The organism is Ferrimonas balearica DSM 9799, assembly GCF_000148645.1.
In the GTDB taxonomy this organism is placed as follows: Bacteria; Pseudomonadota; Gammaproteobacteria; order Enterobacterales; family Shewanellaceae; genus Ferrimonas; species Ferrimonas balearica.
In genome coordinates this window covers 1,863,994-1,887,551 of record NC_014541.1, presented here as the reverse complement: position 1 = coordinate 1,887,551, position 23,558 = coordinate 1,863,994, and the positions used below count along the sequence as shown (strand labels likewise).

General features: G+C 59.2%; 25 protein-coding genes. 4 read left to right on the top strand and 21 right to left on the bottom strand.

Annotated elements, in window-relative coordinates; all coding sequences use genetic code 11:
- The first annotated feature begins 29 nt into the window (after positions 1 to 29).
- The 3 genes from FBAL_RS08570 to FBAL_RS08560 all read left to right on the top strand — a co-directional run bounded on the left by FBAL_RS08570 (position 30) and on the right by FBAL_RS08560 (position 3,126).
- On the top strand, positions 30 to 476 hold the full coding sequence (locus FBAL_RS08570) for a hypothetical protein (RefSeq protein ID WP_013345203.1): 447 nt from the start codon (positions 30 to 32) through the stop codon (positions 474 to 476).
- Positions 477 to 598: 122 nt separating this feature from the next.
- The gene (locus tag FBAL_RS08565; protein WP_013345202.1) at positions 599 to 1,213 is read left to right on the top strand and encodes an NAD(P)H-dependent oxidoreductase; all 615 of its coding nucleotides are present in this window, start codon (positions 599 to 601) and stop codon (positions 1,211 to 1,213) included.
- On the top strand, positions 1,210 to 3,126 hold the full coding sequence (locus FBAL_RS08560) for a monovalent cation:proton antiporter-2 (CPA2) family protein (RefSeq protein ID WP_013345201.1): 1,917 nt from the start codon (positions 1,210 to 1,212) through the stop codon (positions 3,124 to 3,126). Before FBAL_RS08565 ends, FBAL_RS08560 begins: the two co-directional genes overlap by 4 nt.
- 113 nt (positions 3,127 to 3,239) lie before the next feature.
- On the opposite strand, the gene FBAL_RS08555 is transcribed toward FBAL_RS08560, so the two are convergent.
- Entirely contained in the window at positions 3,240 to 4,091 is an 852-nt protein-coding gene (locus tag FBAL_RS08555; RefSeq protein WP_013345200.1) for a mechanosensitive ion channel family protein, read from the bottom strand.
- Positions 4,092 to 4,501: 410 nt separating this feature from the next.
- Here FBAL_RS08555 and katG point away from each other — a divergent pair, with 410 nt between their 5' ends.
- Positions 4,502 to 6,685 (top strand): catalase/peroxidase HPI, encoded by a 2,184-nt coding sequence (katG, locus tag FBAL_RS08550; RefSeq protein ID WP_013345199.1) that lies wholly within the window; start codon positions 4,502 to 4,504, stop codon positions 6,683 to 6,685.
- A 162-nt stretch (positions 6,686 to 6,847) separates the two neighbouring features.
- On the opposite strand, the gene FBAL_RS20530 is transcribed toward katG, so the two are convergent.
- The 20 genes from FBAL_RS20530 to FBAL_RS08450 all read right to left on the bottom strand — a co-directional run bounded on the left by FBAL_RS20530 (position 6,848) and on the right by FBAL_RS08450 (position 23,541).
- Positions 6,848 to 7,288 (bottom strand): HNH endonuclease, encoded by a 441-nt coding sequence (locus FBAL_RS20530; protein WP_216086813.1) that lies wholly within the window; start codon positions 7,286 to 7,288, stop codon positions 6,848 to 6,850.
- A gap of 532 nt (positions 7,289 to 7,820) precedes the next feature.
- The gene (gene bamJ, locus FBAL_RS08540) at positions 7,821 to 8,321 is read right to left on the bottom strand and encodes a BamJ family beta-barrel-assembly machinery protein (protein ID WP_013345197.1); all 501 of its coding nucleotides are present in this window, start codon (positions 8,319 to 8,321) and stop codon (positions 7,821 to 7,823) included.
- 92 nt (positions 8,322 to 8,413) lie between these two features.
- The gene (locus tag FBAL_RS08535; RefSeq protein WP_013345196.1) at positions 8,414 to 8,797 is read right to left on the bottom strand and encodes a cytochrome b562; all 384 of its coding nucleotides are present in this window, start codon (positions 8,795 to 8,797) and stop codon (positions 8,414 to 8,416) included.
- 145 nt (positions 8,798 to 8,942) lie between these two features.
- Positions 8,943 to 9,449 (bottom strand): cytochrome b/b6 domain-containing protein, encoded by a 507-nt coding sequence (locus FBAL_RS08530; RefSeq protein ID WP_013345195.1) that lies wholly within the window; start codon positions 9,447 to 9,449, stop codon positions 8,943 to 8,945.
- Entirely contained in the window at positions 9,446 to 9,976 is a 531-nt protein-coding gene (gene hemG / locus FBAL_RS08525) for a menaquinone-dependent protoporphyrinogen IX dehydrogenase (RefSeq protein ID WP_013345194.1), read from the bottom strand. The genes FBAL_RS08530 and hemG overlap by 4 nt, the downstream gene beginning before the upstream one ends.
- A gap of 131 nt (positions 9,977 to 10,107) precedes the next feature.
- A complete protein-coding gene (locus tag FBAL_RS08520; RefSeq protein ID WP_013345193.1) occupies positions 10,108 to 10,920 on the bottom strand; it encodes an ABC transporter permease in 813 nt (270 codons plus the stop codon).
- Positions 10,917 to 11,819, bottom strand: a complete 903-nt coding sequence (locus FBAL_RS08515; RefSeq protein ID WP_013345192.1) for an ABC transporter ATP-binding protein — start codon at positions 11,817 to 11,819, stop codon at positions 10,917 to 10,919. Before FBAL_RS08515 ends, FBAL_RS08520 begins: the two co-directional genes overlap by 4 nt.
- Positions 11,816 to 13,114, bottom strand: coding sequence for a nitrous oxide reductase family maturation protein NosD (gene nosD, locus FBAL_RS08510; RefSeq protein ID WP_013345191.1), 1,299 nt, complete (start codon positions 13,112 to 13,114; stop codon positions 11,816 to 11,818). Before nosD ends, FBAL_RS08515 begins: the two co-directional genes overlap by 4 nt.
- Complete coding sequence (locus FBAL_RS08505; RefSeq protein ID WP_013345190.1) at positions 13,114 to 13,626, bottom strand: nitrous oxide reductase accessory protein NosL; 513 nt, start codon at positions 13,624 to 13,626, stop codon at positions 13,114 to 13,116. Before FBAL_RS08505 ends, nosD begins: the two co-directional genes overlap by 1 nt.
- Positions 13,627 to 13,678: 52 nt before the next feature.
- Positions 13,679 to 14,623 carry an NrfD/PsrC family molybdoenzyme membrane anchor subunit gene (nrfD, locus tag FBAL_RS08500; RefSeq protein ID WP_013345189.1) on the bottom strand — a complete coding sequence of 315 codons (945 nt, stop codon included), beginning with the start codon at positions 14,621 to 14,623 and terminating at the stop codon, positions 13,679 to 13,681.
- Positions 14,624 to 14,625: 2 nt separating this feature from the next.
- The gene (locus FBAL_RS08495; protein ID WP_013345188.1) at positions 14,626 to 15,336 is read right to left on the bottom strand and encodes a 4Fe-4S dicluster domain-containing protein; all 711 of its coding nucleotides are present in this window, start codon (positions 15,334 to 15,336) and stop codon (positions 14,626 to 14,628) included.
- A gap of 36 nt (positions 15,337 to 15,372) precedes the next feature.
- Positions 15,373 to 15,906, bottom strand: coding sequence for a tetratricopeptide repeat protein (locus tag FBAL_RS08490; RefSeq protein ID WP_245544384.1), 534 nt, complete (start codon positions 15,904 to 15,906; stop codon positions 15,373 to 15,375).
- Between the two features lie 168 nt (positions 15,907 to 16,074).
- Positions 16,075 to 16,854, bottom strand: a complete 780-nt coding sequence (locus tag FBAL_RS08485) for an FKBP-type peptidyl-prolyl cis-trans isomerase (RefSeq protein ID WP_013345186.1) — start codon at positions 16,852 to 16,854, stop codon at positions 16,075 to 16,077.
- A 28-nt stretch (positions 16,855 to 16,882) separates the two neighbouring features.
- Positions 16,883 to 17,305: a rhodanese-like domain-containing protein gene (locus FBAL_RS08480; RefSeq protein ID WP_013345185.1), complete on the bottom strand. Its 423-nt coding sequence runs from the start codon at positions 17,303 to 17,305 to the stop codon at positions 16,883 to 16,885.
- A 48-nt stretch (positions 17,306 to 17,353) separates the two neighbouring features.
- Positions 17,354 to 19,372, bottom strand: a complete 2,019-nt coding sequence (locus tag FBAL_RS08475) for a multiheme c-type cytochrome (protein ID WP_013345184.1) — start codon at positions 19,370 to 19,372, stop codon at positions 17,354 to 17,356.
- A gap of 428 nt (positions 19,373 to 19,800) precedes the next feature.
- A complete protein-coding gene (locus tag FBAL_RS08470; protein ID WP_013345183.1) occupies positions 19,801 to 20,313 on the bottom strand; it encodes a nitrous oxide reductase accessory protein NosL in 513 nt (170 codons plus the stop codon).
- Between the two features lie 52 nt (positions 20,314 to 20,365).
- Positions 20,366 to 21,310, bottom strand: coding sequence for an NrfD/PsrC family molybdoenzyme membrane anchor subunit (gene nrfD / locus FBAL_RS08465; RefSeq protein ID WP_013345182.1), 945 nt, complete (start codon positions 21,308 to 21,310; stop codon positions 20,366 to 20,368).
- 2 nt (positions 21,311 to 21,312) lie between these two features.
- Positions 21,313 to 22,023 carry a 4Fe-4S dicluster domain-containing protein gene (locus FBAL_RS08460; RefSeq protein ID WP_013345181.1) on the bottom strand — a complete coding sequence of 237 codons (711 nt, stop codon included), beginning with the start codon at positions 22,021 to 22,023 and terminating at the stop codon, positions 21,313 to 21,315.
- 35 nt (positions 22,024 to 22,058) lie between these two features.
- Positions 22,059 to 22,592 (bottom strand): tetratricopeptide repeat protein, encoded by a 534-nt coding sequence (locus FBAL_RS08455; RefSeq protein WP_245544383.1) that lies wholly within the window; start codon positions 22,590 to 22,592, stop codon positions 22,059 to 22,061.
- A 166-nt stretch (positions 22,593 to 22,758) separates the two neighbouring features.
- The gene (locus FBAL_RS08450) at positions 22,759 to 23,541 is read right to left on the bottom strand and encodes an FKBP-type peptidyl-prolyl cis-trans isomerase (RefSeq protein WP_013345179.1); all 783 of its coding nucleotides are present in this window, start codon (positions 23,539 to 23,541) and stop codon (positions 22,759 to 22,761) included.
- Positions 23,542 to 23,558 lie beyond the last annotated feature (17 nt).

Below are 23,558 nucleotides of genomic sequence, written 5' to 3'. Positions count from 1 at the left end.
GTGACATAAATCACGCCCTGGAAGGCCCTATGTCTAAAGCAACCCTGTTAACTCTTGTCACTATCATTGCTGCTCTGGCGATCAGCTTTGTGGTTATGCGCTCCATGAACCCCAGCCCTGCCGGTGAGCAGGCCGCCAACAACAGTGGCGAAGCACGCTGGCTCAATGAAGCCATCCAGTGCGCGGCCTACTACGATCTCAGCGCCCAGATCCTCTCTGGCATGGATGTGCCGCAGATGGCGGCAGTAGCCGGACGCCTGGCCACCTCTGCGGAGCAAGCCCGTAATCTGGCCAACGAACAGGCTGACGCCGCCAGTGTTAACCAGCGCATCATGGCGGCCCAATCCGAGATGCGGGCTGCGATGCCGGACCAACGCTCTCTGGGACCGCTGATGTCGCAGTACAAGGGACCGTGCCAGTCGCTGATGACCGACCCCAACGCCAGACTCGCTTACTGGCAACAACAGGCCGGTTAATGCTCCGACCCGGCGGTTTGTGACTAGAATCAAAGGATGTTTGCCGCAAAGCAGTTAAGTTTTAATGACTTGCGACTGCACTGTCTGGCCTCCCTGTTTCAATCAGGAACGATATCGCCGTTATGGAAACGCCTGCCCCACGTAACATCCTGGTGTTGTTTGCTCATCCGGCACAACAGCACTCCGAAATCACCGTCCGCCTGGCGCGGGCGGTCAAAGATCTCCCTAACGTGACTCTGGTCGATCTCTACGCCGAGTACCCGACGCTGGAGATCAACATCGCCCGTGAACAGGAGCGCCTGCTGCAGCACGATGTGATCGTGTTCCTGCACCCGCTTTACTGGTACTCCACCCCCGCCATCCTCAAAGAGTGGATGGACCTGGTGCTGGAGTACAACTTCGCATACGGCCACAAAGGGCTGGCACTCAAAGGCAAATATCTGTTCGCCTCGGTCAGTGCCGGTGGGCAGGAACACGCCTACGGTGCGGAGGGATACAACCGCTACAGCCTGCGGGAGTTGCTGCGTCCCCTGGAGATGACCGCCAATCTCTGCCATATGAACTACCTGCCACCATTTGCCATCTACGGCGCCCGCACCGCGGTGGAGGAGAAACGACTGGCGCCGCACCGGGAACGCTTTGTGGAACTGCTGACCCGGCTCAGTGAAGATCGGATCGACCTGAGCGACGCCGCCACCGCCCCGTCTCTGAACGCCATCCTGGAGGCGCAGTCATGACCGGAATCCTGCTCTACGCCTTTATCTACCTGGTTGCGGCGGTGATTGCCGTGCCCCTGGCCAACCGCTTTGGCCTGGGCTCGGTGCTGGGGTATCTGATCGCCGGGGTGGTATTGGGCCCGCTGATGGGTCTGGTGGGCTCCGAAGCCGCCACCCTGCAGCACTTCGCCGAATTTGGTGTGGTGATGATGCTGTTTCTGGTGGGTTTGGAACTGGAACCCAAGATGCTGTGGAAGATGCGCGGCAAACTGCTGGGGCTCGGTGGCCTGCAGGTGGGGATTACCACCGCGGCCATCTTTGGCCTTGGCCTGTTGTTTGAGCTGCGCTGGTCGGTCGCCCTCACCATCGGTCTGATCTTCGCCCTCTCCTCCACCGCCATCGTTTTGCAAACCCTCAATGAAAAAGGGTTAACCAAAACCGAGGGGGGCCGTGCAGGTTTCTCGGTATTGCTGTTCCAGGACATCGCGGTGATCCCGATGCTGGCCCTGATCCCGCTGTTGGCCCTGCCGGAATTTGAGCCCGTCGGCGCCGCCGCGGCAGAACATCACGAGGAGATGAGCCTGGTGGCCGGATTACCGGGCTGGGCCCACGCGCTGGTGGTGGCCGGTGCCATTGCCGCCGTGGTGCTGGGCGGACACTACCTGACCCGGCCGCTGTTCCGCATGATTGCGGAAGCCCGTCTGCGGGAGATCTTTACCGCCGCGGCGCTGATGCTGGTGATTGGCATCGCCGCCCTGATGTCGATGGTGGGCCTCTCCCCCGCCCTGGGCACCTTCCTCGCCGGCGTCGTGCTGGCCACCAGCGAGTTCCGCCACGAGCTGGAATCGGACATTGAGCCCTTTAAGGGCCTGTTGCTTGGGCTGTTCTTTATCACCGTCGGTGCCGGCATCGACTTTGGTGTGCTGTTTGGTGATTTTGCCCTGGTTATGGGGCTGACCCTCGGCGTCATGCTGCTTAAAGCGCTGGTGCTGCTGGCCCTGAGTTACCTGTTTAAGATCCGCCTCGGTGACCGCTGGCTGTTCAGCCTGTCGCTGGCCCAGGCCGGTGAGTTTGGTTTTGTCCTGTTGGCGTTCTCCAGCCAGAACGCGGTGTTGCCGCCGGATCTGGTGCCGATTCTCTCTCTGGTGGTGGCGCTGTCGATGCTGCTGACCCCCCTGCTGTTTATCCTCTATGAGCGGGTTATCCAACCCCGTTTCAGCCGCTCCGAGTCCCGCGAAGCCGATGAGATTGATGCTCCGGGTAAGGTGATCATCGCGGGCATGGGTCGCTTTGGACAGGTGGTGAGCCGAATGCTGGTGGCCAACGAGGTGAACCCGGTGGTGCTGGACCTCTCGCCCACCCAGATTGAAGCGATGCGCCAGGTGAATATCCGTGCCTACTATGGTGATGCCACCCGAGTTGACCTGCTGCTGAGTGCCGGCATCAGTGAAGCCAACCTGCTGGTGGTGGCCATCGACAACCCCGAACAGGCCAGCGAACTGGTCGAGTTGGCCAAGCGCCATTTCCCCAGAGTCAAAGTGCTGGCCCGGGCCTATGACCGTGGCCACTTCTATCGGTTGCGCCAGGCGGGGGCCGACTTCATTACCCGCGAATACTTCGAGGGCGCGCTGCTGCTGGCCAGAGAGGCGTTGGTCGGATTGGGCGAACACCCCTTCACCGCCGAACAGCGGATCCGCCAATTCCGCCAGTACGAGAAATCCACCCTGGACGAGCTCTACACCCACTGGCAGAAGGACAATGATTTCTTCTCCAATGCCGCCTACCGGGCCACCTTTATCGCTATGGTGCAGGAGGCCAGCAGCCGGGTGGGCCGCAACCGCCATGATGGCCACGACAGCACAGACCGGGCCTGGAGCCCACCGCCCAAAGGCTACACCGATGACATCGCATCGGACCCGGACATCCCCAGCTAAAACCAGAACGGCCCCGAACGGGGCCGTTTTTATTCAGAAGGGAAACGATGGCTCCGGACACGGAGTCGGGGCTTCCATGCTCTGCCCCGCCATTGCTGGCCTTGTTTGGCTTATCAGGCGGCGGAGGCTTTGTCCGGATAGGCGCTGTGGTAGGCGTCCATAAAGTCGGAACGAATCTGCTGCTCTAGGTGGGTGGCCTGCTCAGTCGGGCAAAACAACATCACGTGGACAATCTGTTCGCCGGTCGCGCCACTGTTGATGTGGATATGGGGATCCGGTCCCGGCAGGTCGACCCCCGCATGTTTCTCAATCACCCCGTTGTAGCGCCGTGCCACATCAATAAACTCTTCGCAGTGATGCTCAATCTTCTGGATAAGATCCGGCAACAGCGGGTACAGGTTATTAAAGCCCGGCACAATGATGGAGAAGCTGTGATAGACGTACCGCTTCATAAAATTCAGATTCTTGACCGGGTAGGTAAAGAACATGCTGTTGGGCAGGGTGATGGTTTTACCGGTGAAGTGGTATTGGCCGTGGTAGAGGTCGATCTCCTGAATCACCGTGGCCATCAGGTTGTGCTCAATCACCTCACCGCTGATCTTGCCCACCTCAATCCAGTCACCGATGCGGAATGAGCGCGAACTGGCCCGCTGAATGGAGCCGGTAAAACAGAGGATGATCTCCTTTGAGGCCACCACCACCGCCACCGCAATCGCGGTCACCGACAGGGCAAACTCGCTGATTTCCGACTTCCACACCAGGAAGATGGACAGCACCAGAATCGAGAAAGCGCCATTCTTGGTCAGGGAGATCCACTTACGCTGGTCCTCCGACAGAAACATGGCATCACCGCGGATGCGGGACAGGACTAAGCGCCTGATTAACAGGATAAAGAACACCAACAACGCGCTGAGAAGCAGCTTATTCTCCAGCAGAAACGTCATCACTTTCTGAACATTTTCCATCACTTACCTGATCCACTTTGACGCCAGCGCCCACCTTAGCCCATCCATCCCATGCCTTCAATTTTGCTCGGTCCAACCACTCACCGAACCACTTGGCCTCCACCGCCCGCAAATTGGGCGCCCCATCACACCCACCGGCCACCCCAGTCGCACCACCTCTCATTTTGGCGCCATTTTTTGGCCTGCCCCACCCGCATCTGGCGGCAAACGAAGCGGTTTCAGCTCACGCCGCAGGCGAATGGATGAGCGTCGTCCCAGATGTCTGTCTTTTTTGATCTAAAGCAGGCTTGTTAAAAATTTCCCTCTGCTACGTTTAGTTCCGACCTATGGCATTTGCCGTTTTGGCTCACTGTTGCCACACATCCACCTGGCAGGCCGAGCGGCGTTTTTGGTATTGAAGGAGTGATTACATGAGTCAGGACAAACCCCAGGGCGGGTGCCCGTTTATGCACGGCGCCAACACCGCCACTGAGCAGTCCACCATGGAGTGGTGGCCCAAGGCGCTGAACCTCGACATCCTGCATCAGCACGACAGCAAGTCCAATCCGTTGGGTGCCGACTTCAACTACGCCGAAGCGTTTAAACAACTGGATCTGGAAGCGGTCAAAGCCGACTTGAAAGCGCTGATGACCGACAGCCAGGATTGGTGGCCAGCCGACTGGGGGCATTACGGTGGCCTGATGATCCGCATGGCCTGGCACTCCGCTGGCACCTACCGCACCGCCGATGGCCGCGGTGGCGCTGGCACTGGCAACCAGCGCTTCGCGCCGATCAACTCCTGGCCTGACAACGCCAACCTGGACAAAGCCCGCCGCCTGCTGTGGCCAATTAAGCGCAAATACGGCAACGCCCTGTCCTGGGCTGACCTGATGATCCTGGCAGGAAACATGGCTTATGAGTCAATGGGCCTGAAAACCTTTGGCTTTGCTGGTGGCCGTGAAGACATCTGGCATCCGGAAAAAGACACCTACTGGGGCTCTGAGCGGGAGTGGTTGGCGCCGTCCGACAACCCCAACAGCCGCTACTCCGGCGAACGCGATCTGGCCAACCCGTTGGCCGCCGTAATGATGGGCCTCATCTACGTAAACCCGGAAGGGGTGGATGGCAATCCGGACCCGCTCAAAACCGCTCACGATGTGCGTGTCACCTTCGCCCGCATGGCGATGAACGACGAAGAGACCGTGGCACTGACCGCCGGTGGTCACACTGTGGGCAAATGCCACGGTAACGGCCGCGCTGAAAACCTGGGGCCGGAACCCGAAGCGGCGGAGCTGGAAGAACAGGGCCTGGGCTGGAACAACAAAACCGGCCGTGGCGTTGGCCGTGATACCGTGACCAGCGGCATCGAGGGGGCCTGGACCACCAACCCGACCCAATGGGACAACGGCTACTTCCACCTGCTGCTGAACTACGACTGGGAGCTGAAAAAGAGCCCGGCCGGCGCCTGGCAGTGGGAACCCATCGACATCAAAGAGGAAGACAAGCCGGTGGACGTGGAGGACCCCTCCATCCGTCTGAACCCGATCATGACCGATGCCGACATGGCGATGAAGATGGACCCGGAGTACCGCAAGATCGCCGAGCGCTTCTACGCGGACCCCGCCTACTTCTCCGAAACCTTTGCCCGCGCCTGGTTTAAGCTGACTCACCGTGATCTGGGGCCGAAGAGCCGCTATCTGGGTGCAGACGTACCGGCGGAAGACCTGATCTGGCAGGACCCGGTGCCGGCGGTGGATTACACCCTGAGCGACGCCGAGATCGCCGAACTCAAAGCCACCCTGCTGGCCAGCGGCCTGACTCCGGCGGAACTGATCACCACCGCCTGGGACAGCGCCCGCACCTACCGTGGCTCCGACCACCGTGGCGGCGCCAATGGTGCCCGCATTCGTCTGGCGCCGCAGAAGGACTGGGTTGGCAACGAGCCGGAGCGCCTGCAAAAGGTGCTGAGTGTGCTGGAACAGATCCAGTCCGGACTGAGCAAACCTGTCAGTTTGGCGGACCTGATCGTGTTGGGCGGCAGCGCCGCCGTCGAGCAAGCCGCCAAGAACGCCGGCGTCGACATCACCGTGCCCTTCGCACCGGGTCGTGGCGATGCCAGCGCCGACATGACCGACGTTGAGTCCTTTGAGGTGCTGGAACCGCTGCATGACGGTTTCCGCAACTGGGTAAAAGGCGACTACGTGGTGACTCCGGAAGAGATGCTGCTGGACCGCGCCCAACTGATGGGCCTGACCGCACCGGAGATGACCGTACTGATCGGCGGTATGCGGGTACTGGGCACCAACCACGGTGGCACTAAGCACGGCGTCTTTACCGACCGCGAAGGCGTGCTGAGCAACGACTTCTTCGTCAACCTGACTGACATGAACTACCAGTGGAAACCGGCAGGCAAAAACCTGTACCACCTGTGTGAGCGCCAGTCCGGTGACGTGAAGTGGACCGCCACCCGCGCCGATCTGGTGTTTGGTTCCAACTCCATCCTGCGCGCCTACGCCGAGGTGTATGCTCAGGACGACAACCAGCAGAAGTTCGTCCAGGACTTCGTCAACGCTTGGGTTAAGGTGATGAACGCTGACCGCTTCGACCTGAAGTAACGGCGCTCTTCCAACAAGAAAGCCACCGCAACTGCGGTGGCTTTTTTTTCTGTCACTGACAAGGACCGTTAACCCGGAGCAGACGGACTTACGCGGTCAGCAACCGCCCGCCAACGTTCTGTGGCAAATTACCACATGTGACAATGGCATTTTTCGCTGCTGTCAGCGCCACTGAGTGGTAAATCGATTGGATTTACCCAGGTTGCAATCCCGGCAGAGAATTTGAAGATTATCGAGCTCCAGCGCTAACTCCGGGTATAGGGAGCGAGGCTTAATGTGATCAACCTGTAGTGCCACATCCGGGCCGGCTTTCGCTCCACAACAGGCGCAGTGATTGCCGAAGTGGATGAACGCCTGGGCCCGCAATGTCAGCCAAGCCTGACTCCGGTAAAAGTCACCCGGAGAGGTCGACAATGCGGGCTCCAGTTCATCGGCATTCCGAAACATCCGGGTTTCACTGCCAGCAACATACAAAATGGCGTGCCGGGCCTCCTCCTCCCCACCCTGCTCCAGCCAACGGCGAATACTGCGCTTGGCCGCCCGCTCCGTTTGATAGGTTTTACGCCGCTGTCGCCCGGCCTGAGAATAGGTAACCTGAATCATGACGTACTCCGTTACGTTGATGCCTGCTTCGTCTCCCATGCTCCCGCATCCCGACCACCGTGTCTGTTATTCCTTCGACATTTCACTCCACATTCCTCCGATAACGCAGCAATGGAGCCTGACCCGACGAAGCTAAGGTCAAAAAAAGGCAAAAAAAAAAGGGACACCAAATGTGGTGGCCCTTGGCTCTTTGACTAGGAGGGTTGGGGTTTAACACTGAAGGGGGGAACAGCTGACCCTCCCTCACAACGTTACTACCTAACTACTGCTGTATACGGCTACGCAGTTTGGTACGACTGACTTTAACGACTTTGCTATGGAGACCCTGTTGCAGGGTCAATTTCATAGTAACGCAGTGAAGCAAAACGCCAACCCTTGCCAAGGGGCAATTCGTATCTGGAACGTAAGCGGCAACCCGATTCATGTCCGCTGTCGCAGTCCGCCGGAGCATAACGAGGCATAGGCCGCTCGCGGTGCCTTAGGCCAGATCAAAAAGGGGGGCAAACGCCCCCCTCTCTCGATAACACCGGAGTTACGGGTTAATGCCCAGCAACTCCACATCAAAAATCAGTACCGACCCTGCCGGGATGCTGCCTACGCCACGGTTGCCGTAAGCCAGATCCGCCGGGATAAACAGGCGGTATTTGTCGCCCACCACCATCAGTTGCAGGCCTTCGGTCCAGCCCTTGATCACCTGGTTCAGACCAAAGCTGATCGGCTCGCCACGCTGCACTGAGCTGTCAAATACGGTGCCGTCAATCAGGGTACCGTGGTAATGCACCTTAACCTTGTCCGTCGGCCCCGGATGCACATTGCCTTCGCCTTTCTCCAGCACCTGGTATTGCAGGCCGGAGGCGGTGGTCTCCACCCCTTCCTTGGCCCCGTTTTCGGCCAGGAAACTGGCACCGATGCCAACGTTCTCAGAAGCCACCTTCTTATTGGCGATGGAGCGTTGCAGGAACAGGCCCACCAGAGCCAGCACGATGACGATCAGTACAATTTTTGACACGGTCTTTATCCCTTTGTGGCCCATTGGCGGCCGCTGTTGGTCAGTGTCCAGACTCTAACACATTGTCTGCCCAGGCGTGACCAGATGGCCACTGGCAGGTGAAGTTTCCCACAAAATCAGGGCTTAAAGCGTTTGTGGTACTCCTTGCGCAGCGCATCAAGATCCGCCAGTAGCGGTTCAAGATCGTCGAACTCACCGGCGGCAATGCTGCCCTGCACGGTTTCCAGTGCGACCTGGAATTTGGCCATGGAATCCTCATAGTCCGCCTGCTCACCCTTACGCACCATGGCGCGGCTGGCATCGCTGGAAAGCTGATGGATTTGAGCCAGGTGATTGGCGATGGTGGCAGGATCATCGCTCTGGCTGATCGCTTTCCACTCCCGGCCCATCGCTTTCATGGTTTGCTGCAGGTCAACCACGCCTTCAGGTTGCGGCGCTGGCGCTCCAAAACAGCCACCCAATCCGAGGGCGGCAGTTAACAACAGAGCTTGAAATCGCATATCGTCCTTCTCGTTTGACTTCGATCACGGGGAGTCTAGAGCGGAACGTGACGCCGCGGCAATGGCGGGACATTGAATTTCTTTCGTTTTTACAACAACAACGCCGGGCAATAGCCCGGCGTTAACAAGGAAGCGCAAAGGTTGGTCAGGCGTCGCGGATAAGATCCACCACGGAGATCAATCCGGCCAGTGCGTGCACCACCACAAAGCCCAGCAACCCACTGGCGGCAAACAGGTGCTGCTTGCGCCAGAAGAAGGCGTCGCTGCTGCCCTGAGTCAACAACCAACCGATGCCGGTGATGCCCACCGCCACCAAAAGCAGCAGGCCGAGCCCTTCAATAAAGGCCAACAACCCACTGCCTCCAGCCCGGGGCAGACGACCTTTAAACAAGCCGGTGATGTCCGCGAATATCGGCTTTACGTCTCCCACCAGCAGCGGGAAGTACTGCCGCCATTGACCATGGCGACAACAATGACGCAGAAACCACACACCCAGTACCGTCGTCAGAATCCCCACGACGATATGAGCCCAATCCCACATCGATGCCGATGGCGGGATGCGATTCGCCATCCGCACCCAGTCGGCGGTGGCAAACAACCACACCACACCCACAATGACAAAGCGATGGAGCCAGGGCTCAAGTTTACTCATGGGCGCAATCCGGCGAATTCGGTGGCGAACTGGTCAACCCGTTCCCACTGGGTGTATTCGATATGGCTGTTCGGGTCGGTGGGGCCTTTGGTCAGCCACATGATGAAGCGGATGATGTTGCGGTCAAACCAGTTGTAACGCTGGTAATGGATCACGCCGCCGAAAACGCCCAACAGCTTGGGCTGCCAAGGGGTTTTCTGCAGAAACTGTTTGACGTAAGGATTGGTGTCCGGGGCGTTCTTATGGGGTTTGCGAGCCACCAGATTGACCGAGAAAAACGCATTGGGGATGGCGTCCAGCTCCGCCTGGTGATCGGTGATGTACTGGTACAACTCCGGCCGGTACTTACCGTGGTAAATGCTGCAGGCCAGCAACACCTTGCCGTATCCATCCAGGGATTGAGGCGCCTCGGCCAGGGGTTTCATCTCCACGGTCTCTCCCTGGCTTTGCAGGTGCTCGGCAATGCGCTGGCAGATCTTGTGGGTTTGGCCAAACTGGCTGGCGTAGATAAGAAGGGTTTTGCTCAAAGGCCACCTCGCTTCCATTTCAAATTGGTATTTATCTTAGAGCAGAGCGCTATTACCGGATATGACCAAGCTCACCTTGTTAAAGTTCGAGGGGGTCCCGAGTGGTGATTTGTTTCGGGATCCCCGTCACTTTAGAGCGTTAAACGAGCAAGTCGATGCTGGCAACGCCACAAAAGCAGCACCAGCCACGCCACCATGGCGCCGACCATCACCGCCGGTCCCAGAGCCGCATCACGGAACAGCGACATCACGCCCGATACCGACTCGTGCTCCACCGCAATCAGGTTAGTCAGCCGGAACAGGTCCACCGGATTCAACAGGATCAGGCCCCGCACCCAGACGCCGCCCCATTGGCCCACCAGCAAACCCAGCAGCACCAGATCATAGAGCAGCACGAAGAAGAACCAGAGGGCAAACAGTTTGGCTGCCGCTCGGCCCTTGCTGGGGGCATTCAGGCTCACCAGGTAGCCCAGGGCGATAAAGATCCAGCCCAACAACACGGCAGACAGGATAAAGCCCAGGTAGCCCAGCAGCAGGCCATCCCGCTCGGCGGAGAAAGCGAACACGATAAGACCGGTCAGGCCGAAACCGATCAGCGCGGTCAGCGCCAGAATGCTGCCCTGCCCGAGGAACTTACCCAGCAGGATCTGTCGACGGTTCAGCGGGTAAGACAGCATCAGCAGCAGGGTGCCATCCTCACGCTCGCCGACGAAGCTGTCGTAGGAGAGCTGGATGGCGATCAGCGGGATCAACACCGCCGCCAGGGTGGCCAGGGCGGACAGGCTGTCCTGCCAGCGCCCCAGGGTCAGGGTGCCACTGGCGGCGGAGCCAAACAGCGCCAGCACCAGAGAGAGGGCAAAAAAGCTGATGCTCAGGCTCAGCAGCCAACGGTTACGCAGGCCATCGAGGAACGCCTTGCGGGCGATCACCAGAGTCGGGTTCATAACGCCGCTCCTAAGCGGGATTGATGGTGGTGGTAGACGTCCGGCAGGCTTGGGGCCGTCACCGTAAAATCCAGTAAGCCGTGGATGCCGGTCAGCCGCGCGATGGTGCGCGCTTTGTGTTCGGGGCTGACCCACAGGCTCTGGCTGGCTTCATCCCACAACGGCGCCAGCTGGTTATCCCGGCTGATGCGGTCACTGGGGTCTGCCAGTGCAATGCGGGTTTTCAGACCCGCGGCGGTGCGCAGCGTCGCCAAATCACCGGCAGCCATCACCTGACCCTGCGCCATGATCAGGGCGTGGTGGAAATGGGGCTCAATCAGGGTCAGCTCATGGGTACACACCACCACGGCGCAACCCCGTGCCACCTGCTGATTGAGGCAGTGGTAGAGGTAGGCCGAGGAGTTGGGGTCAAGACCCACCGTAGGCTCATCCATCAACAGCAGGCGCGGCTCACCCAGCAGCGCCTGGGCCAGGCCCAAACGTTGGCGCATCCCTTTTGAGTACTGGCCCACCGGGCGGCAGGCAAAGGGGGCAAGGTCCAGTTCGGCCAGCAACTCGCCGACCCGGGAACGACTGACGCCACGCAGGTCTGCGAAGTAAGTGAGCAGCTCCTCGCCGGTCAGCTGTGGGTAGAGGCTTACCTGCTCCGGCAGGTAACCAATCGCCAACTGTTGGCGCTGGCGCGGGTCTGATGGCACACCCCCCAACACCGACAGGGTGCCGGTGTCCGGCTGGATAAGACCCAGGATCAGTTTCATCAGGGTGGTCTTACCCGCCCCGTTGTGTCCCAGCAGCGCCATCATCTGGCCCGGTTCCAGGTCGAAACTGACGCCTTTCAGCGCCTGGTGGCTGCGATAGGATTTGCGCAGATCGCGGGCATGAATCGCGGCGTCGTTCATAGCGTATTCTCGTAAAGTTCGATCAGGTCGCCGGTCGGCGGCGTCATCATCGGGTGCAGGTCCACCACCCCACCGGGGCGGTCGCCGCTTTGCCGGATCAGGTAACGGATCACCTGCACGACCGGGCTGTCGAGCAGGAATCGGGCTTCCGGGTAAACCCAGAACAGGCGGTCAAGGTCGTCGTTGGGGACAAACGGCAGGTCACCGATGCCGTTGTTATCCAGATCCCAGCCGTTGTAACCGCTCCAGTAGTTGCCCATGCCGCAGTGGTTCCACGCCACGGTGTTTTCGCCGACGTACTTAACCTGCACCTGGTTATTGATAAAGGCGTTACTATACAGTCGGTTATCTTCGCCACCCAGCGCCATCATGATGCCAATTTCGCTGTCTTTAAAATGGTTGCGAAAGATCTCATTATCGGCGGCGCCATAGATAAACAATCCTTTGCCCTCGCCATCAAACAGGTCCTGGCTGTCGGGGTTGCGCACATTGGCAACCCAGTTCCCCCAGATGCGGGCACCGAACGTCATATTGAGCAGGATGCCAAATTCGCGGGCGTCTTCGACCCAGTTGTCGTGCAGTTCAACCTGCTTGGAGTCCATCAAGGCCCAGCCGCCCAGCACGGTTTTGGCTTCGTTCTGCCAGGCGGTGATCTGCTCGGAATACATCAGGTGCAACGGGTACTGTTGCAGCCCCATGATGTTGTCCCAGACCCGAATCGATTTTGAGGACTCGAGGTAAACGCCATCGCGAACCTCGGTGATGTGGTTGCCGTTCACGGAGCCCTCCTCCACCTCGTGGAAGTGGATGCCGTCTCCGCGCAGCACCATTGATAAACTGGGGTCGCCTTCGATGCGGTTATGGCGGACGGTGATATGGCGGGAGTTATCGACCCGCACTCCGAAGCCCTGGCCGGACAGGCGATTGTTTTCAATCACCAGGTTGCGCTGCCCGGGCATCACCTGGATGCCGGCGGTTTTACCAAACAGCGCCTGACCGTAGCCAGTGATGTAGAGGCCGCGTACGGTCACGTCGGAGGCATTAACAATAAGCACTGAGCTGCCCTGCCCTTCCAGGTGGGCGCCGCTCTGGCCGGCCAGTGTCAGGGCCGTGCTGATGGTGAACTTGCCGGGATAGTGGCCCGGTGCCAATTCAATGGTGTCACCCGCTTCGGCCGAAGCGAGCGCGGCGGTCAAGGTGGCCGAGTCGGCCACCGTCACCACTTTTGCCTGGGCGGGGAACAACGCGCCCAACAGGCCGATGGCCATCAGGCGCAGTGCCAGGTTACGCATCATCAGTGACCCTTATGGCCACCGTGCTCGCCACCTTTGTGGGCGTTGAGCAGCTCCAGCGAGATCTCGTCGAAACGGAACAGGCGACCGCCAAACTCGTCAGCGAAGGCTTGTGCGGCCTGCTCGTCGGCGAAACTGGCCAGAGCCGGACCCATGGCGGCCGGACGGTCAGAGCCGTAGACAAACCAGGCATCCTGAGCCAGCACAAACTGGTCGTTCGGGTGGTGCCAGTCATTACCGCCCATGTCGTGTACCAGGGCCTGAACCACCTGACGGCCTTTGTCCGGCTGCAGTACAAACTCGAACAGGTCACGGGTGGAGCAGAACTTCAGCTGCTGTTCGCTGGTCAGGCTGGCTACGCCTTTCGGGCCGGGGTAACGCACCAGCACCATGCCACACAGATGGCAGCGGTCCTGCTGCTCGACGTGGGCTTCAATCTGGCTTTGAACCTGGGCTTGAGGTTGGGAACAGGCTGCCAGCAACAGGCCGGCAAAAAGAACAGAAATATTGCGCATCACAAAACTCCAGAACAACTGTGCCGGGGGCAAACGCCCCCGGCGAAACGGCTTACATGCCGTAGATTTGACCGCCCATCAGCAGGAACAGACGCAGACACATCATGCCGCTGACCACACTAAAGCAGGTCATGTAAAAGGCGCGACCAGAGTGGGCAAACTTGTGACCGAAGGCGAAGTTAAACGCCAGCGGCAGGATAAAGCCCAAACCAACCACACCACCCCAGAACAGGGCACCCCAGACACCTTCAGAGAACGCGGCCATGGCCGCATTGCCGGCAGCGTCACCGAAGATAAGGCCGGAGAACAGCATGAAGATGAACATCGCCTCGACCGCCATAATCGGCCACTCGGCACCGTGCAGCAGGTGCATCTCTTTGCTGTGCAGGTCTTCACCGAAGAACTTCACCGCCACCGCTTTGGCCACCGCAGTACCGGCGGACAGACCGGACACCACGAACAGCGCCGGCAGGATGGAGGAGTTGATGATCGGGAAGCGCACCAGAGCGGAGATCAGGAAGCCGGTGTAGGCACACACCGCCACCGCACTGACCAAACCCACCCACTCACAGGGACGGCGCAGGCCAACGAAACGGTCGATCCACGGCACCAGGAAGCTGATCTGGGGGATCTTGGCCAGTTCATCACGCAGAGCAAAGGCGGCAATCACCATGGTCAGCGGGATGTACAGACACAGAACGATTACGCCCAGTGACATCACCGAGTTGAAGTTATAGAAGACCAGGATCTTCCAGAAGAACAACGGGTTAGTCAGGTCAAGCACCAGACAGAGCATACCCAGCATGATGGTCACAACGGACACCACACCGGCCGCTTTCAGCAGCGGGGTATTCTCGGTTTGTTGCTTGTAGATGCGCATCAGCATGGCGACGGTCAGCGCACCGCCAGAGATACCGGCGAAGAACAGGTAAACCGCAATCGGCCAGGGCCAGGCGATGGTGCCGCCAAGGCCAGTAGAAAAATCGATGCCGTTCATGCTTACACCTCCGGCTTCAGTTTGGCGACGTAGCGCAGGCTGGGCTCAGTGCCCAGGTGCGGACGAATGCGCTGGGTGTTTTTCACCGCAAGCAGTCGGGCCACGTAGCTGTTCGGGTCATTGGCATCGCCAAACACCAGGGCGTCGTAACGACAGGCCTGCACACACGCCGGCAACTCGCCTTTGGCCAGTTTGGAGTGCAGACAGAAGTCACAGTTGTCCGCCACATCGGTGTTGTCGTTGATTTGACGGGCGTTGTAGGGGCACGCGCCGATGCAGTATTTGCAACCCGCACACTTGCTGCCATCCATGGTGACGATGCCGGTTTTCTCGTCGCGGTACGCGGCGCCGGTCGGGCACACCATGACACAAGGGGCTTTCTGACACTGCTGACACGAGACACGCACGTACTTGCGGTCACAGTGACATTCGGTTTTGCCGCAGGTCGGACAGACCGCACCTTCAACCCGGTCGGACTGGCGCTCCAGGGTCAGGCGCGCCATCCCTTCCGGCAGGTCATTGGCTTCGTTGCAGGCATCTTTACAGCGGCCACAACCGGTGCACTTGGTCTGATCGAACATCATCACGTAGTGAGGGCGCTTCTCGCCGTCGGCGCCCTCCTCGGTGCTGCTGCACGCCGCCAGGGTCACCGCCGCAGTACCAACACCGATCCCCTGCAGGAACTGGCGCCGGTGTAGCTTCAGTTGGTTCACATCATCATCCTCGTTGTTATTGATGGGGTCGGGTTGTCAGGGCGCTTCGACCAGTCGGGCCTGAGCCCGGGAGATGGCGTTACCGATGGCAGCGCGGTTGACGTCATCTTTGTTGCTGGTCAAAAGCACCTGCCAATGCCCGATGGCCTCCTCGTAGCGGCCACTTAAGTAGGCCTGGTTGGCCAGAAACATCCGTGTGCTCACGTCTGCGCTGTCCAGGGCCAGGGCCTGCTCCACCAGTGCCCGTGCGTCCTCGCCGAACGCACGACCATCGCGGTAGTAGAGGTAGCTGGCTTTGAGTCCCAGCCAAGCTGGCTGGGGTGTGGTCAGTGCCAGCAGCTGATCCATCACGGTGACCGCCTGCTCATACTGGCCGCCTGCGGCGTGGCTTCGGGCCAGTTTCAGGTATCGCTCGGGGCTATTGGGGTTGGCATCCAGCGCCAAGCGGTCTTCGTTGATGGTTTTTTGTAATAGGTAGCCAACCCGATGATCGACGTTGCCCTGGTCCCAATCCCCATAGCGGCCCAGCTGGCCGTAGAGGGTCATTGCAGGGAGGATGAGAGTAGACATCAGGACCACTGGGAACACTTTGCCCGGTGACGGCATCCGAACCGCACACCGCTGGTGTTGCAGAACGAAGATCCCGCAGACGCATAACAGGAGAGCCGTCAAGGGCAAAGCTAATGGGGTCATCGGAACCTCTAACATCATCGACCGATCGGGTTGGCTGAAACTGGCTTATTCGCCCTGGAGCATCTCGTCCATGGAGGCGCCGCCACCCATGGAAGCACCGTGGCCAAAGTTACCGGCCTTAGGCTCGGTGAAGGAGATCAGCTCGATTTCAAAAATCAAAGCGGAGTGCGGCGCCATAGCGGCCTTTGGGTCCTGAATGTCGTAAGACAGGTTGGACGGCATCACAAAGCGGTATTTGGCACCCGGAGACATCATCTGCACACCCTCTTCCCAGCCCGGGATGGTGTGGATCAGGCTCATCTGCGCCGGCTCGCCTTTGGTGTAGGTGTTCTCGAACTGGGAACCGTCGATGGTCCAGCCTTTGAAGTGGACGGTCACCACGTCTTCCGCAGAGGGTTTCTCGCCTTCGCCTTCCGCCAGCACCTGGTACTGCAGACCGGACTCGGTGACGACCACGCCCTCTTTCTGGGCGTTCTCGGCCAGGTAGGCGTCGTTGGCGGCTTTGGCAGCGTCCATCTCAGCTTGCTGCTTGGCTTTCAGTTCGGTGTTCAGGCGTTCAGCACGAGCGTTGAGGAAGTCGAGCATCGCTTCCGGCTCCAGCTTGGTTTCGCCTTTCAGTGCATCTTCCACACCGTCCATCAGCGAATTCAGGTCAATCTCCTGACCCAGCTCTTTCTGACCTTCCAGCTGGCCGGACAGGTACTTACCGAAAGACGCACCGATGCTGTAGGACTCGTTTTCCAGGTCTGCGGCCAGAGCCGGCAGAGTGAACAGAGCGGAGCTGACAGCCAGAGCGGCCAAAGAACGTTTGCAGAAGAATTTCATAATCTTGTCTCTTGGTTTGAACGTGTAATCAGGGTTTCTCAATCACGCGGCCAGACATCTTCCAGCCAAAAATTCCGTCCGGCATCTGGCTGACGTTGGTGTAGCCCATGGCTTTGACGGCGTGTGCGGCAATCTCACTGGCGTTGCAGAGGCGATTGGCGCAGTAAAAAATCATCTCGGCGTCCTTGTCTTCGGGCAGCAGGTCTTTCCAGTTGTCGACGAAGAAGTGAATGGCACCCGGGATGTATCCGTCAGCCCAGATCTCCAGCACGTTAACGTCGTAGAACAGTACCCCGGGTTTCCCCAGTCGTTGCTCGGCCTGGGCCAAGCTCATGTAGTTGATTTCGGTTTCATAAACCGGCGCTGGTCGCATCTCACCGCCCGCCCCTGCCAAGGCAGTGGGGCTTAACAGGCAGGCCAGAATGGCCAGGGCTTTAAACAAAGCGTTCATCTGTGCTCCTCAAATCAGCCCCGGCTTGCGCCGGGGCTGCATGGTGCCTTACTCGCCGACGTAGTCGCCGTTGTCGAGCATGGCCTGAGCTTCCTGGACGTAGATCCAAGCGTCTTCGATGATGCGCTTGGAGTAGTCGAAGCCGTGAACACCCCAGGAACCGTCTTTCTCGATCTTGGCTACGGCGTCGCGGGCTTTGTCAGCCATCAGCAGTACCTGAGCTTTGTCGGAGTTAGACAGACGGGTCACGTTCAGCAGTTGCTCGATGCGCTCCAGAGACTTCAGCACTTTGGCGTGGGTCGCTTTGATCGGCTCCTGCCACTTGGTCACTTCACCGTAGATTTCCATCTGATCCTGGAAGTGCAGACCTTCGTCCAGTTCGGACTGGAACTGGCTGTGACAGCCTTTGCCGTTAACCACGTTGCGGTCAGAGGCAGAGGTACGGGCACAAGACCACATCAGGTCGAGGTAGGTGTAACCCTCTTCGTCCTTGGCCATGGTCCAGTCTTTACCGGTACCGTCACGCGGCTGACCTTCAGCCGGGTTCAGAGTCTTACGGGTCGGGTGGATGTCGATGTTCCATACGTGGGAAGCACGTACGTTGTCGAAACCAGCGTGGTCAGAGAACTGAATGGAGGTGAACTTCTCACAGGAGCCCATGTTGGGCATGTGGCAAGAGGAACACTCTTTGTCACCGTGCGGCTTGGACTGAGCGTGGATCTCAGCCTGAGCTTCGTGACAGCTGGCACAGTCAACTTTCTGCTTGGTCTTGGTGAAGCCAGACAGGTAGTTGCCATCGGTCACTTCGTGCGGATCGTGACAGGTGGTACAACGCATACCAGCATCGTAGTGAGCAGAGCCGAACATCTGGGAACCTTCGGTACCACAGGACGGACACGCACCCTTCATCTTCACGCCGAACGCGTCTTCCGGCTTGGCATCCGGACCAGTTGCGATTTGCGGGGTGTAGTCGAAGCGCTGGTGGCAGCGTTCACAGTTGGACTGCATGTTGCCCACACCACCGTCGAGGTGAGCACCGGCGCCGTGACACTCTTCACAAGCCACACCCTTGGAGATGGTGTGCTTACGCAGTTCTTCCGGGTTACCCAGGGCAGCGAAGAACTCGTCTTCGTTCTGGAAGTCGAACTTGAAGGTGTGGCAAACCTCACAGTAGGAGGAAGCCGGCTGGAACAGCAGCTTCTGCTTGTAGGTAGAACCGTAAGAGTTCACACCCCAAACTTCAGAGCCCATCTTGCCGTAGTCGTCCATCACTACCGGGAATTCCGGGATGGCCTTGTTGATCTTCTTCACCATTTCCGGGGTGAGGAACTCAGCCCAGTTACGGGAGAACTGGTTACCACCAGCGATCAGGGTACCGGTACCGTCTTTCAGCAGACCGTCTTTAACGTGGTAGGTACCACGTACCAGGTAGGAGTCGATAAAGCCGTACTTGGTACGCGGAGTACCAATCACGCCGTAGATGGCGTCCGGGGTGATACCCATCGGCAGGATGGAGGCTTTGGAGCCGTACATGCCAGCGTGGAAGTCACCGTTCGGGGCTTCAACCACTTCATCCGGGAAACGGATGGTGTTGGCGTGACGAGAGCGCTTCCACTTCTCGTACTGAACCGCGTGACACTCACCACACTTCTCAGGACCAACGAACTTGTTCGGGTAGTCCAGGATGGATTTGGAACCCAGACGGTACTGAACCGCAGTCGGGCGGCCTTTCTCGGCGGAGTACTTCTCGGAGTTACCGGTGTGCAGGTATTCTTCACCACGGTCACTGATATGGGGAGTACCCAGCATACGGCCTTCCGGGCCGTAGGTTTTGAAAATCGGGTGATTTTCAAACAGGAACTCAAACAACTCTTTTTCCTGGACGATGTAGTCGTGCAGGGTACGAACACCTTTCTCTTCGAGGGTGCCGTCAGGGTTGTCCATAATCATTTGAGCTTGCGGGGACATCTTCGGGTTGGGACCTTTTGCCGCATCGGCTGCGTAGGCAGCTACGCTGGTGCCGGCGATCATGGCCACAACGGTCGCCCGGAGTTTCCAAGTTTTCATCAACATCTCCTAATTTCTTATGTCCCTCCCGGGCCTTGCCCCGTATGACATCTACGGTTCCCATGGCTGGCCTCGAGAAGGTGAGCGCATTGAAGCACCGCTAGAAGACGCAGAAACCGCCTGATCTCACACTTTTCCCCGCATTGAGTTCATCAGGCCAAACCTGACGTCTAAAACCACTTATAAAGGTTATTTTTCAACACGTTAGACTTTTTCTTTTGAGCTTTTTTTAGCGCGCTTTTTAGCCTCCATCAGTCATCAAAGGCTCTAATTGGAACGTCTTTGTGAGTATCGTTTTTGTTCCGCTCATTTTTTGCACTGCAAATTCGACTCAACCGCGAGGAAACAGCCCGTTCACAACGCCATTCGGCGCCCTGCCCCACGGCGAAGCCCTCAGAATGGCACCAATTTTCCGCCCCCTGTCGTTGTCAGTGTCGCTTTCTGCCGCCCGATGCTGCCCTCATATCCCCGCTCAGTAACGCCAGGGATATCTGATCAAACCGCAGCAACTGCCCGCCATACTGATCCGCAAACCGCTGCGCACTCAGCTCGGTACCGAAGCTGGCCAGCGCTGGACCCATGGCGGCGGGCCGGTCAGAGCCGTAGACGTACCAGGCGTCCACTGCACGAACAAACTGGTCCTGTGGCTGATGCCAGTCATTGCGGTTCATGTCATGCACCAGCGCCTCCACCACTTGCCGCCCTTTATCCGGCTGCAGCAGGAAGGCAAACAGGTCACGACTGGAGCAGAACTTCAGTTGATGCGTGGTGGCCAGCTCCGCAACGCCTTTGGGGCCGGGATAGCGCACCAGCACCATGCCGCACAGGTGGCAGCGGTCCTGCTGCTGAATCTGGGCATGGATAGGACCCGGTTCCGGCAGCGAATGTTGGCAGCACGCTGCCACCACCAGTCCCGCCACAACAACCCATCCTTTGCGCATCGTCTCTCTCCTCTTCTTTGGAACCGGGGACGGTGGTCCCCGGCGCCGTTGATCACATGCCGTAGATCTGGCCGCCCATCAGCAGGAACAGGCGCAAGCACATCATCGCCGCGACCACGCTGAAGCCGGTGGCGTAAAACGCCTGGCCCGAGTGCGCGAAGCGTTGGCCAAAGGCAAAGTTGAACAGCAACGGCAACATAAAGCCGAGGCCAACCACGCCGCCCCAGAACAGAGCGCCCCAGGTCCCTTCAAAAAAGGCCGCCATCGCTGCGTTACCCGCGGCATCACCGAAGATCAGGCCGGAGAACAGCATGAAGATGAACATCGCCTCAATGGCCATGATCGGCCACTCAGCACCGTGCAGCTGGTGCATCTCCTTGCTGTGCCGGTCCTCCCCAAACCACTTCACCGCCACCATCTTGGCCACGGCGGTGCCCGCGGACAGACCGGACACCACAAACAACGCCGGCAAAATGGAGGAGTTGATGATCGGGAACCGCACCAGAGCGGAGATCAGGAAGCCGGTGTAGGCGCACACCGCCACCGCACAAACCAAGCCAGTCCACTCACAGGGACGGCGCAGGCCGGCGATGCGGTCGAGCCAGGGCACCAGGAAGCTGATCTGGGGGATCTTGGCCAGTTCGTCACGCAGCGCGAAGGCGGCGATCAGCATGGTCAGCGGGATGTACAGGCAGAGGACGATCACCCCCAGCGACATCACCGAGTTGAGGTTGTAGTAAACCAGGATCTTCCAGAAGAACAGCGGGTTGGTCAGATCCAGTACCAGGCACAGCATGCCCGCCAGAATGGTGACCACCGCCACCACCGCGGCCGCTTTCAGTAACGGCGTATTCTCGACCTGCTTTTTGTAGAGCCGCAGCACCATGGCGACGGTCAGTGCGCCGCCGGAGATGCCGGCAAAAAACAGATAGACGGCGATGGGCCAGGGCCAGGCGATGGTGCCGCCAAGGCCAGTGGTGAAATCGATGCCGCTCATGGTCATACCTCCGGCTTCATTCGGGCGACGTAACGCAGGCTGGGCTCTGTGCCCAGATGCGGCCGGATGCGCTGGGTGTTCTTCACCGCACTCAATCGGCTGACGTAGCTGTTGGGGTTGTTGGCATCACCAAACACCAGCGCCTTGTGCTTACAGGCCTGAACACAGGCCGGCAGTTCACCCTTCGCGAGCTTGCTGTGCAGGCAGAAATCACAGTTGTCAGCCACGTCGGTATCGGCGTTAATCTGGCGGACGTTGTAAGGACAGGCACCGATGCAGTACTTGCACCCGGCGCACTTACTGCCATCCATGGTGACGATGCCGGTTTTCTCATCGCGGTAGGCCGCGCCAGTCGGACACACCATGACGCAGGGCGCTTTCTGGCACTGCTGGCAGGAGACCCGGACGTACTTGCGGTCACAGTGACACGCTTTTTTGCCGCAGGTTGGGCAGACCGTCCCTTCAACACGGTCGGTCTGGCGCTCCAGGGTCAGGCGTGCCATCCCCTCGGGCAGATCGTTGGCTTGGTTGCAGGCGTCTTTGCAGCGGCCACACCCGGTGCACTTGGTCTGATCAAACAACATCACGTAATGAGGGCGTTTTTCGCCATCGGCGCCCTCCTCGGTGCTGCTGCAGGCCGCCAGAGTCACCGCCGCGGTACCAACACCAATCCCCTGCAGGAACTGGCGTCGGTGTAGCTTCAGTTGGTTCACATCATCATCCTCGTTGTTATTGATGGGTCGGGACGTCAGGACGCGTCCGGCAGCCGGGCCTCGGCCCGTGCGATGGCGTTACCGATGGCAGTGCGGTTAACGTCATCCCGATGGCTGGCCAGAAGTACCTGCCAGTGCCCGATGGCCTCTGCGTAGTGGCCAATTAGGTAGGCCTGATTGGCCAACAGCATCCGTGTGGTCACGTCCGTGTTGTCCAGGCTCAGGGCCTGCTCCACCCGTGCCCGTGCGTCCTCGCCGAACGCACGACCATCGCGGTAGTAGAGGTAGCTGGCCTGAAGTCCCAGCCACGCCGCTTGCGGCGTAGCCCGGGCCAGCAGTTGTTCCATCACGGTGACCGCCTGCTCATACTGGCCGCCCGCCGCATGACTGCGGGCCAGTTTCAGGTAGCGTTCTGGATTGGCTGGCTCGGATTCCAGCGCCAGGCGGTCTTCGTTGATGGTTTTTTGCAGCAGGTAGCCAACCCGATGATCGACGCGGCCTTGGTCCCAATCCCACAGGTGTCCCAGAAAGCCATAGAGGACCATTGCAGGGAGGATGAGAGCGGACATCAGGGCCAAGGGAAACCCCCTGCCCGGTGACGCGATTTGGGCGACGCAGCGTTGATGCTGGTGCGCAACCATCCCGCAGACGCATAACAGGAGCATCACCAGGGCAAGGGACAAAGGGATCATTGAAACCTCGGCAGCGTGATCAATCAGGTTGGCTGGAACGGCCTCAGTGGCCTTGCAGCATGTCATCCATGGCGGCGCCGCCACCCATGGAGGCGCCGTGACCGAAGTTACCGGCCTTAGGCTCGCTGAAGGCGATCAGTTCGATCTCAAAAATCAATGCGGAGTGCGGCGCCATAGCGGCCTTTGGGTCCTGGATGTCGTAAGACAGGTTGGCGGGCATCACGAACCGGTACTTCGCGCCCGGAGACATCAATTGCACCCCCTCCTCCCATCCCGGGATGGTGTGGATCAGGCTCATCTGTGCCGGCTCACCCTTGGTGTAGGTGTTTTCAAACTGGGAACCGTCGATGGTCCAGCCTTTGAAATGGACGGTGACGACATCTTCGGCAGCGGGCTTCTCGCCCTCGCCTTGCGCCAGCACCTGGTACTGCAGGCCGGACTCGGTGACCACCACGCCCGCTTTTTGGGCGTTCTCCGCCAGGTAGGCGTCATTGGCCGCTTTGGCAGCGTCCATCTCGGCTTGCTGTCGGGCCTTCAATTCGGTGTTCAGACGCTCGGCTCGTGCATTCAAATGATCGAGCATCGCTTCCGGATCCAGCTTGGTTTCGCCCTTCAGGGCATCTTCCACACCGTCCATCAGGGCGTTCAGATCGATTGTCTGGCCAAGGGCCTCCTGCCCTTCCAGCTGGCCGGACAGATACTGACCAAAGGAAGCGCCAATGCTGTAGGACTCGTTCTCCAAATCCGCAGCGTAGGTGGGCAGGCTGCACAGCACGGCGCTGACGGCCAGGGCAGCAAAAGTGCGTTTACGGAAGGCTTTCATCATCTTGTCTCTTGGTTTGA

Coding starts and splice junctions, on each gene's coding strand:
- FBAL_RS08490 (WP_245544384.1), bottom strand. CDS start 15,906: ATGTCTACTCTCATCCTCCCTGCAATGACCCTCTACGGCCAGCTGGGC.
- FBAL_RS08570 (WP_013345203.1), top strand. CDS start 30: ATGTCTAAAGCAACCCTGTTAACTCTTGTCACTATCATTGCTGCTCTG.
- nosD (WP_013345191.1), bottom strand. CDS start 13,114: ATGATGCGTAACCTGGCACTGCGCCTGATGGCCATCGGCCTGTTGGGC.
- FBAL_RS08530 (WP_013345195.1), bottom strand. CDS start 9,449: ATGAGTAAACTTGAGCCCTGGCTCCATCGCTTTGTCATTGTGGGTGTG.
- FBAL_RS08555 (WP_013345200.1), bottom strand. CDS start 4,091: ATGGAAAATGTTCAGAAAGTGATGACGTTTCTGCTGGAGAATAAGCTG.
- FBAL_RS08515 (WP_013345192.1), bottom strand. CDS start 11,819: ATGAACGACGCCGCGATTCATGCCCGCGATCTGCGCAAATCCTATCGC.
- FBAL_RS08520 (WP_013345193.1), bottom strand. CDS start 10,920: ATGAACCCGACTCTGGTGATCGCCCGCAAGGCGTTCCTCGATGGCCTG.
- FBAL_RS08450 (WP_013345179.1), bottom strand. CDS start 23,541: ATGATGAAAGCCTTCCGTAAACGCACTTTTGCTGCCCTGGCCGTCAGC.
- FBAL_RS08485 (WP_013345186.1), bottom strand. CDS start 16,854: ATGAAATTCTTCTGCAAACGTTCTTTGGCCGCTCTGGCTGTCAGCTCC.
- FBAL_RS08455 (WP_245544383.1), bottom strand. CDS start 22,592: ATGTCCGCTCTCATCCTCCCTGCAATGGTCCTCTATGGCTTTCTGGGA.
- FBAL_RS08475 (WP_013345184.1), bottom strand. CDS start 19,372: ATGAAAACTTGGAAACTCCGGGCGACCGTTGTGGCCATGATCGCCGGC.
- FBAL_RS08480 (WP_013345185.1), bottom strand. CDS start 17,305: ATGAACGCTTTGTTTAAAGCCCTGGCCATTCTGGCCTGCCTGTTAAGC.
- FBAL_RS08560 (WP_013345201.1), top strand. CDS start 1,210: ATGACCGGAATCCTGCTCTACGCCTTTATCTACCTGGTTGCGGCGGTG.
- FBAL_RS08470 (WP_013345183.1), bottom strand. CDS start 20,313: ATGCGCAAAGGATGGGTTGTTGTGGCGGGACTGGTGGTGGCAGCGTGC.
- FBAL_RS08535 (WP_013345196.1), bottom strand. CDS start 8,797: ATGCGATTTCAAGCTCTGTTGTTAACTGCCGCCCTCGGATTGGGTGGC.
- FBAL_RS08565 (WP_013345202.1), top strand. CDS start 599: ATGGAAACGCCTGCCCCACGTAACATCCTGGTGTTGTTTGCTCATCCG.
- katG (WP_013345199.1), top strand. CDS start 4,502: ATGAGTCAGGACAAACCCCAGGGCGGGTGCCCGTTTATGCACGGCGCC.
- nrfD (WP_013345182.1), bottom strand. CDS start 21,310: ATGAGCGGCATCGATTTCACCACTGGCCTTGGCGGCACCATCGCCTGG.
- bamJ (WP_013345197.1), bottom strand. CDS start 8,321: ATGGGCCACAAAGGGATAAAGACCGTGTCAAAAATTGTACTGATCGTC.
- FBAL_RS20530 (WP_216086813.1), bottom strand. CDS start 7,288: ATGATTCAGGTTACCTATTCTCAGGCCGGGCGACAGCGGCGTAAAACC.
- FBAL_RS08505 (WP_013345190.1), bottom strand. CDS start 13,626: ATGCGCAATATTTCTGTTCTTTTTGCCGGCCTGTTGCTGGCAGCCTGT.
- nrfD (WP_013345189.1), bottom strand. CDS start 14,623: ATGAACGGCATCGATTTTTCTACTGGCCTTGGCGGCACCATCGCCTGG.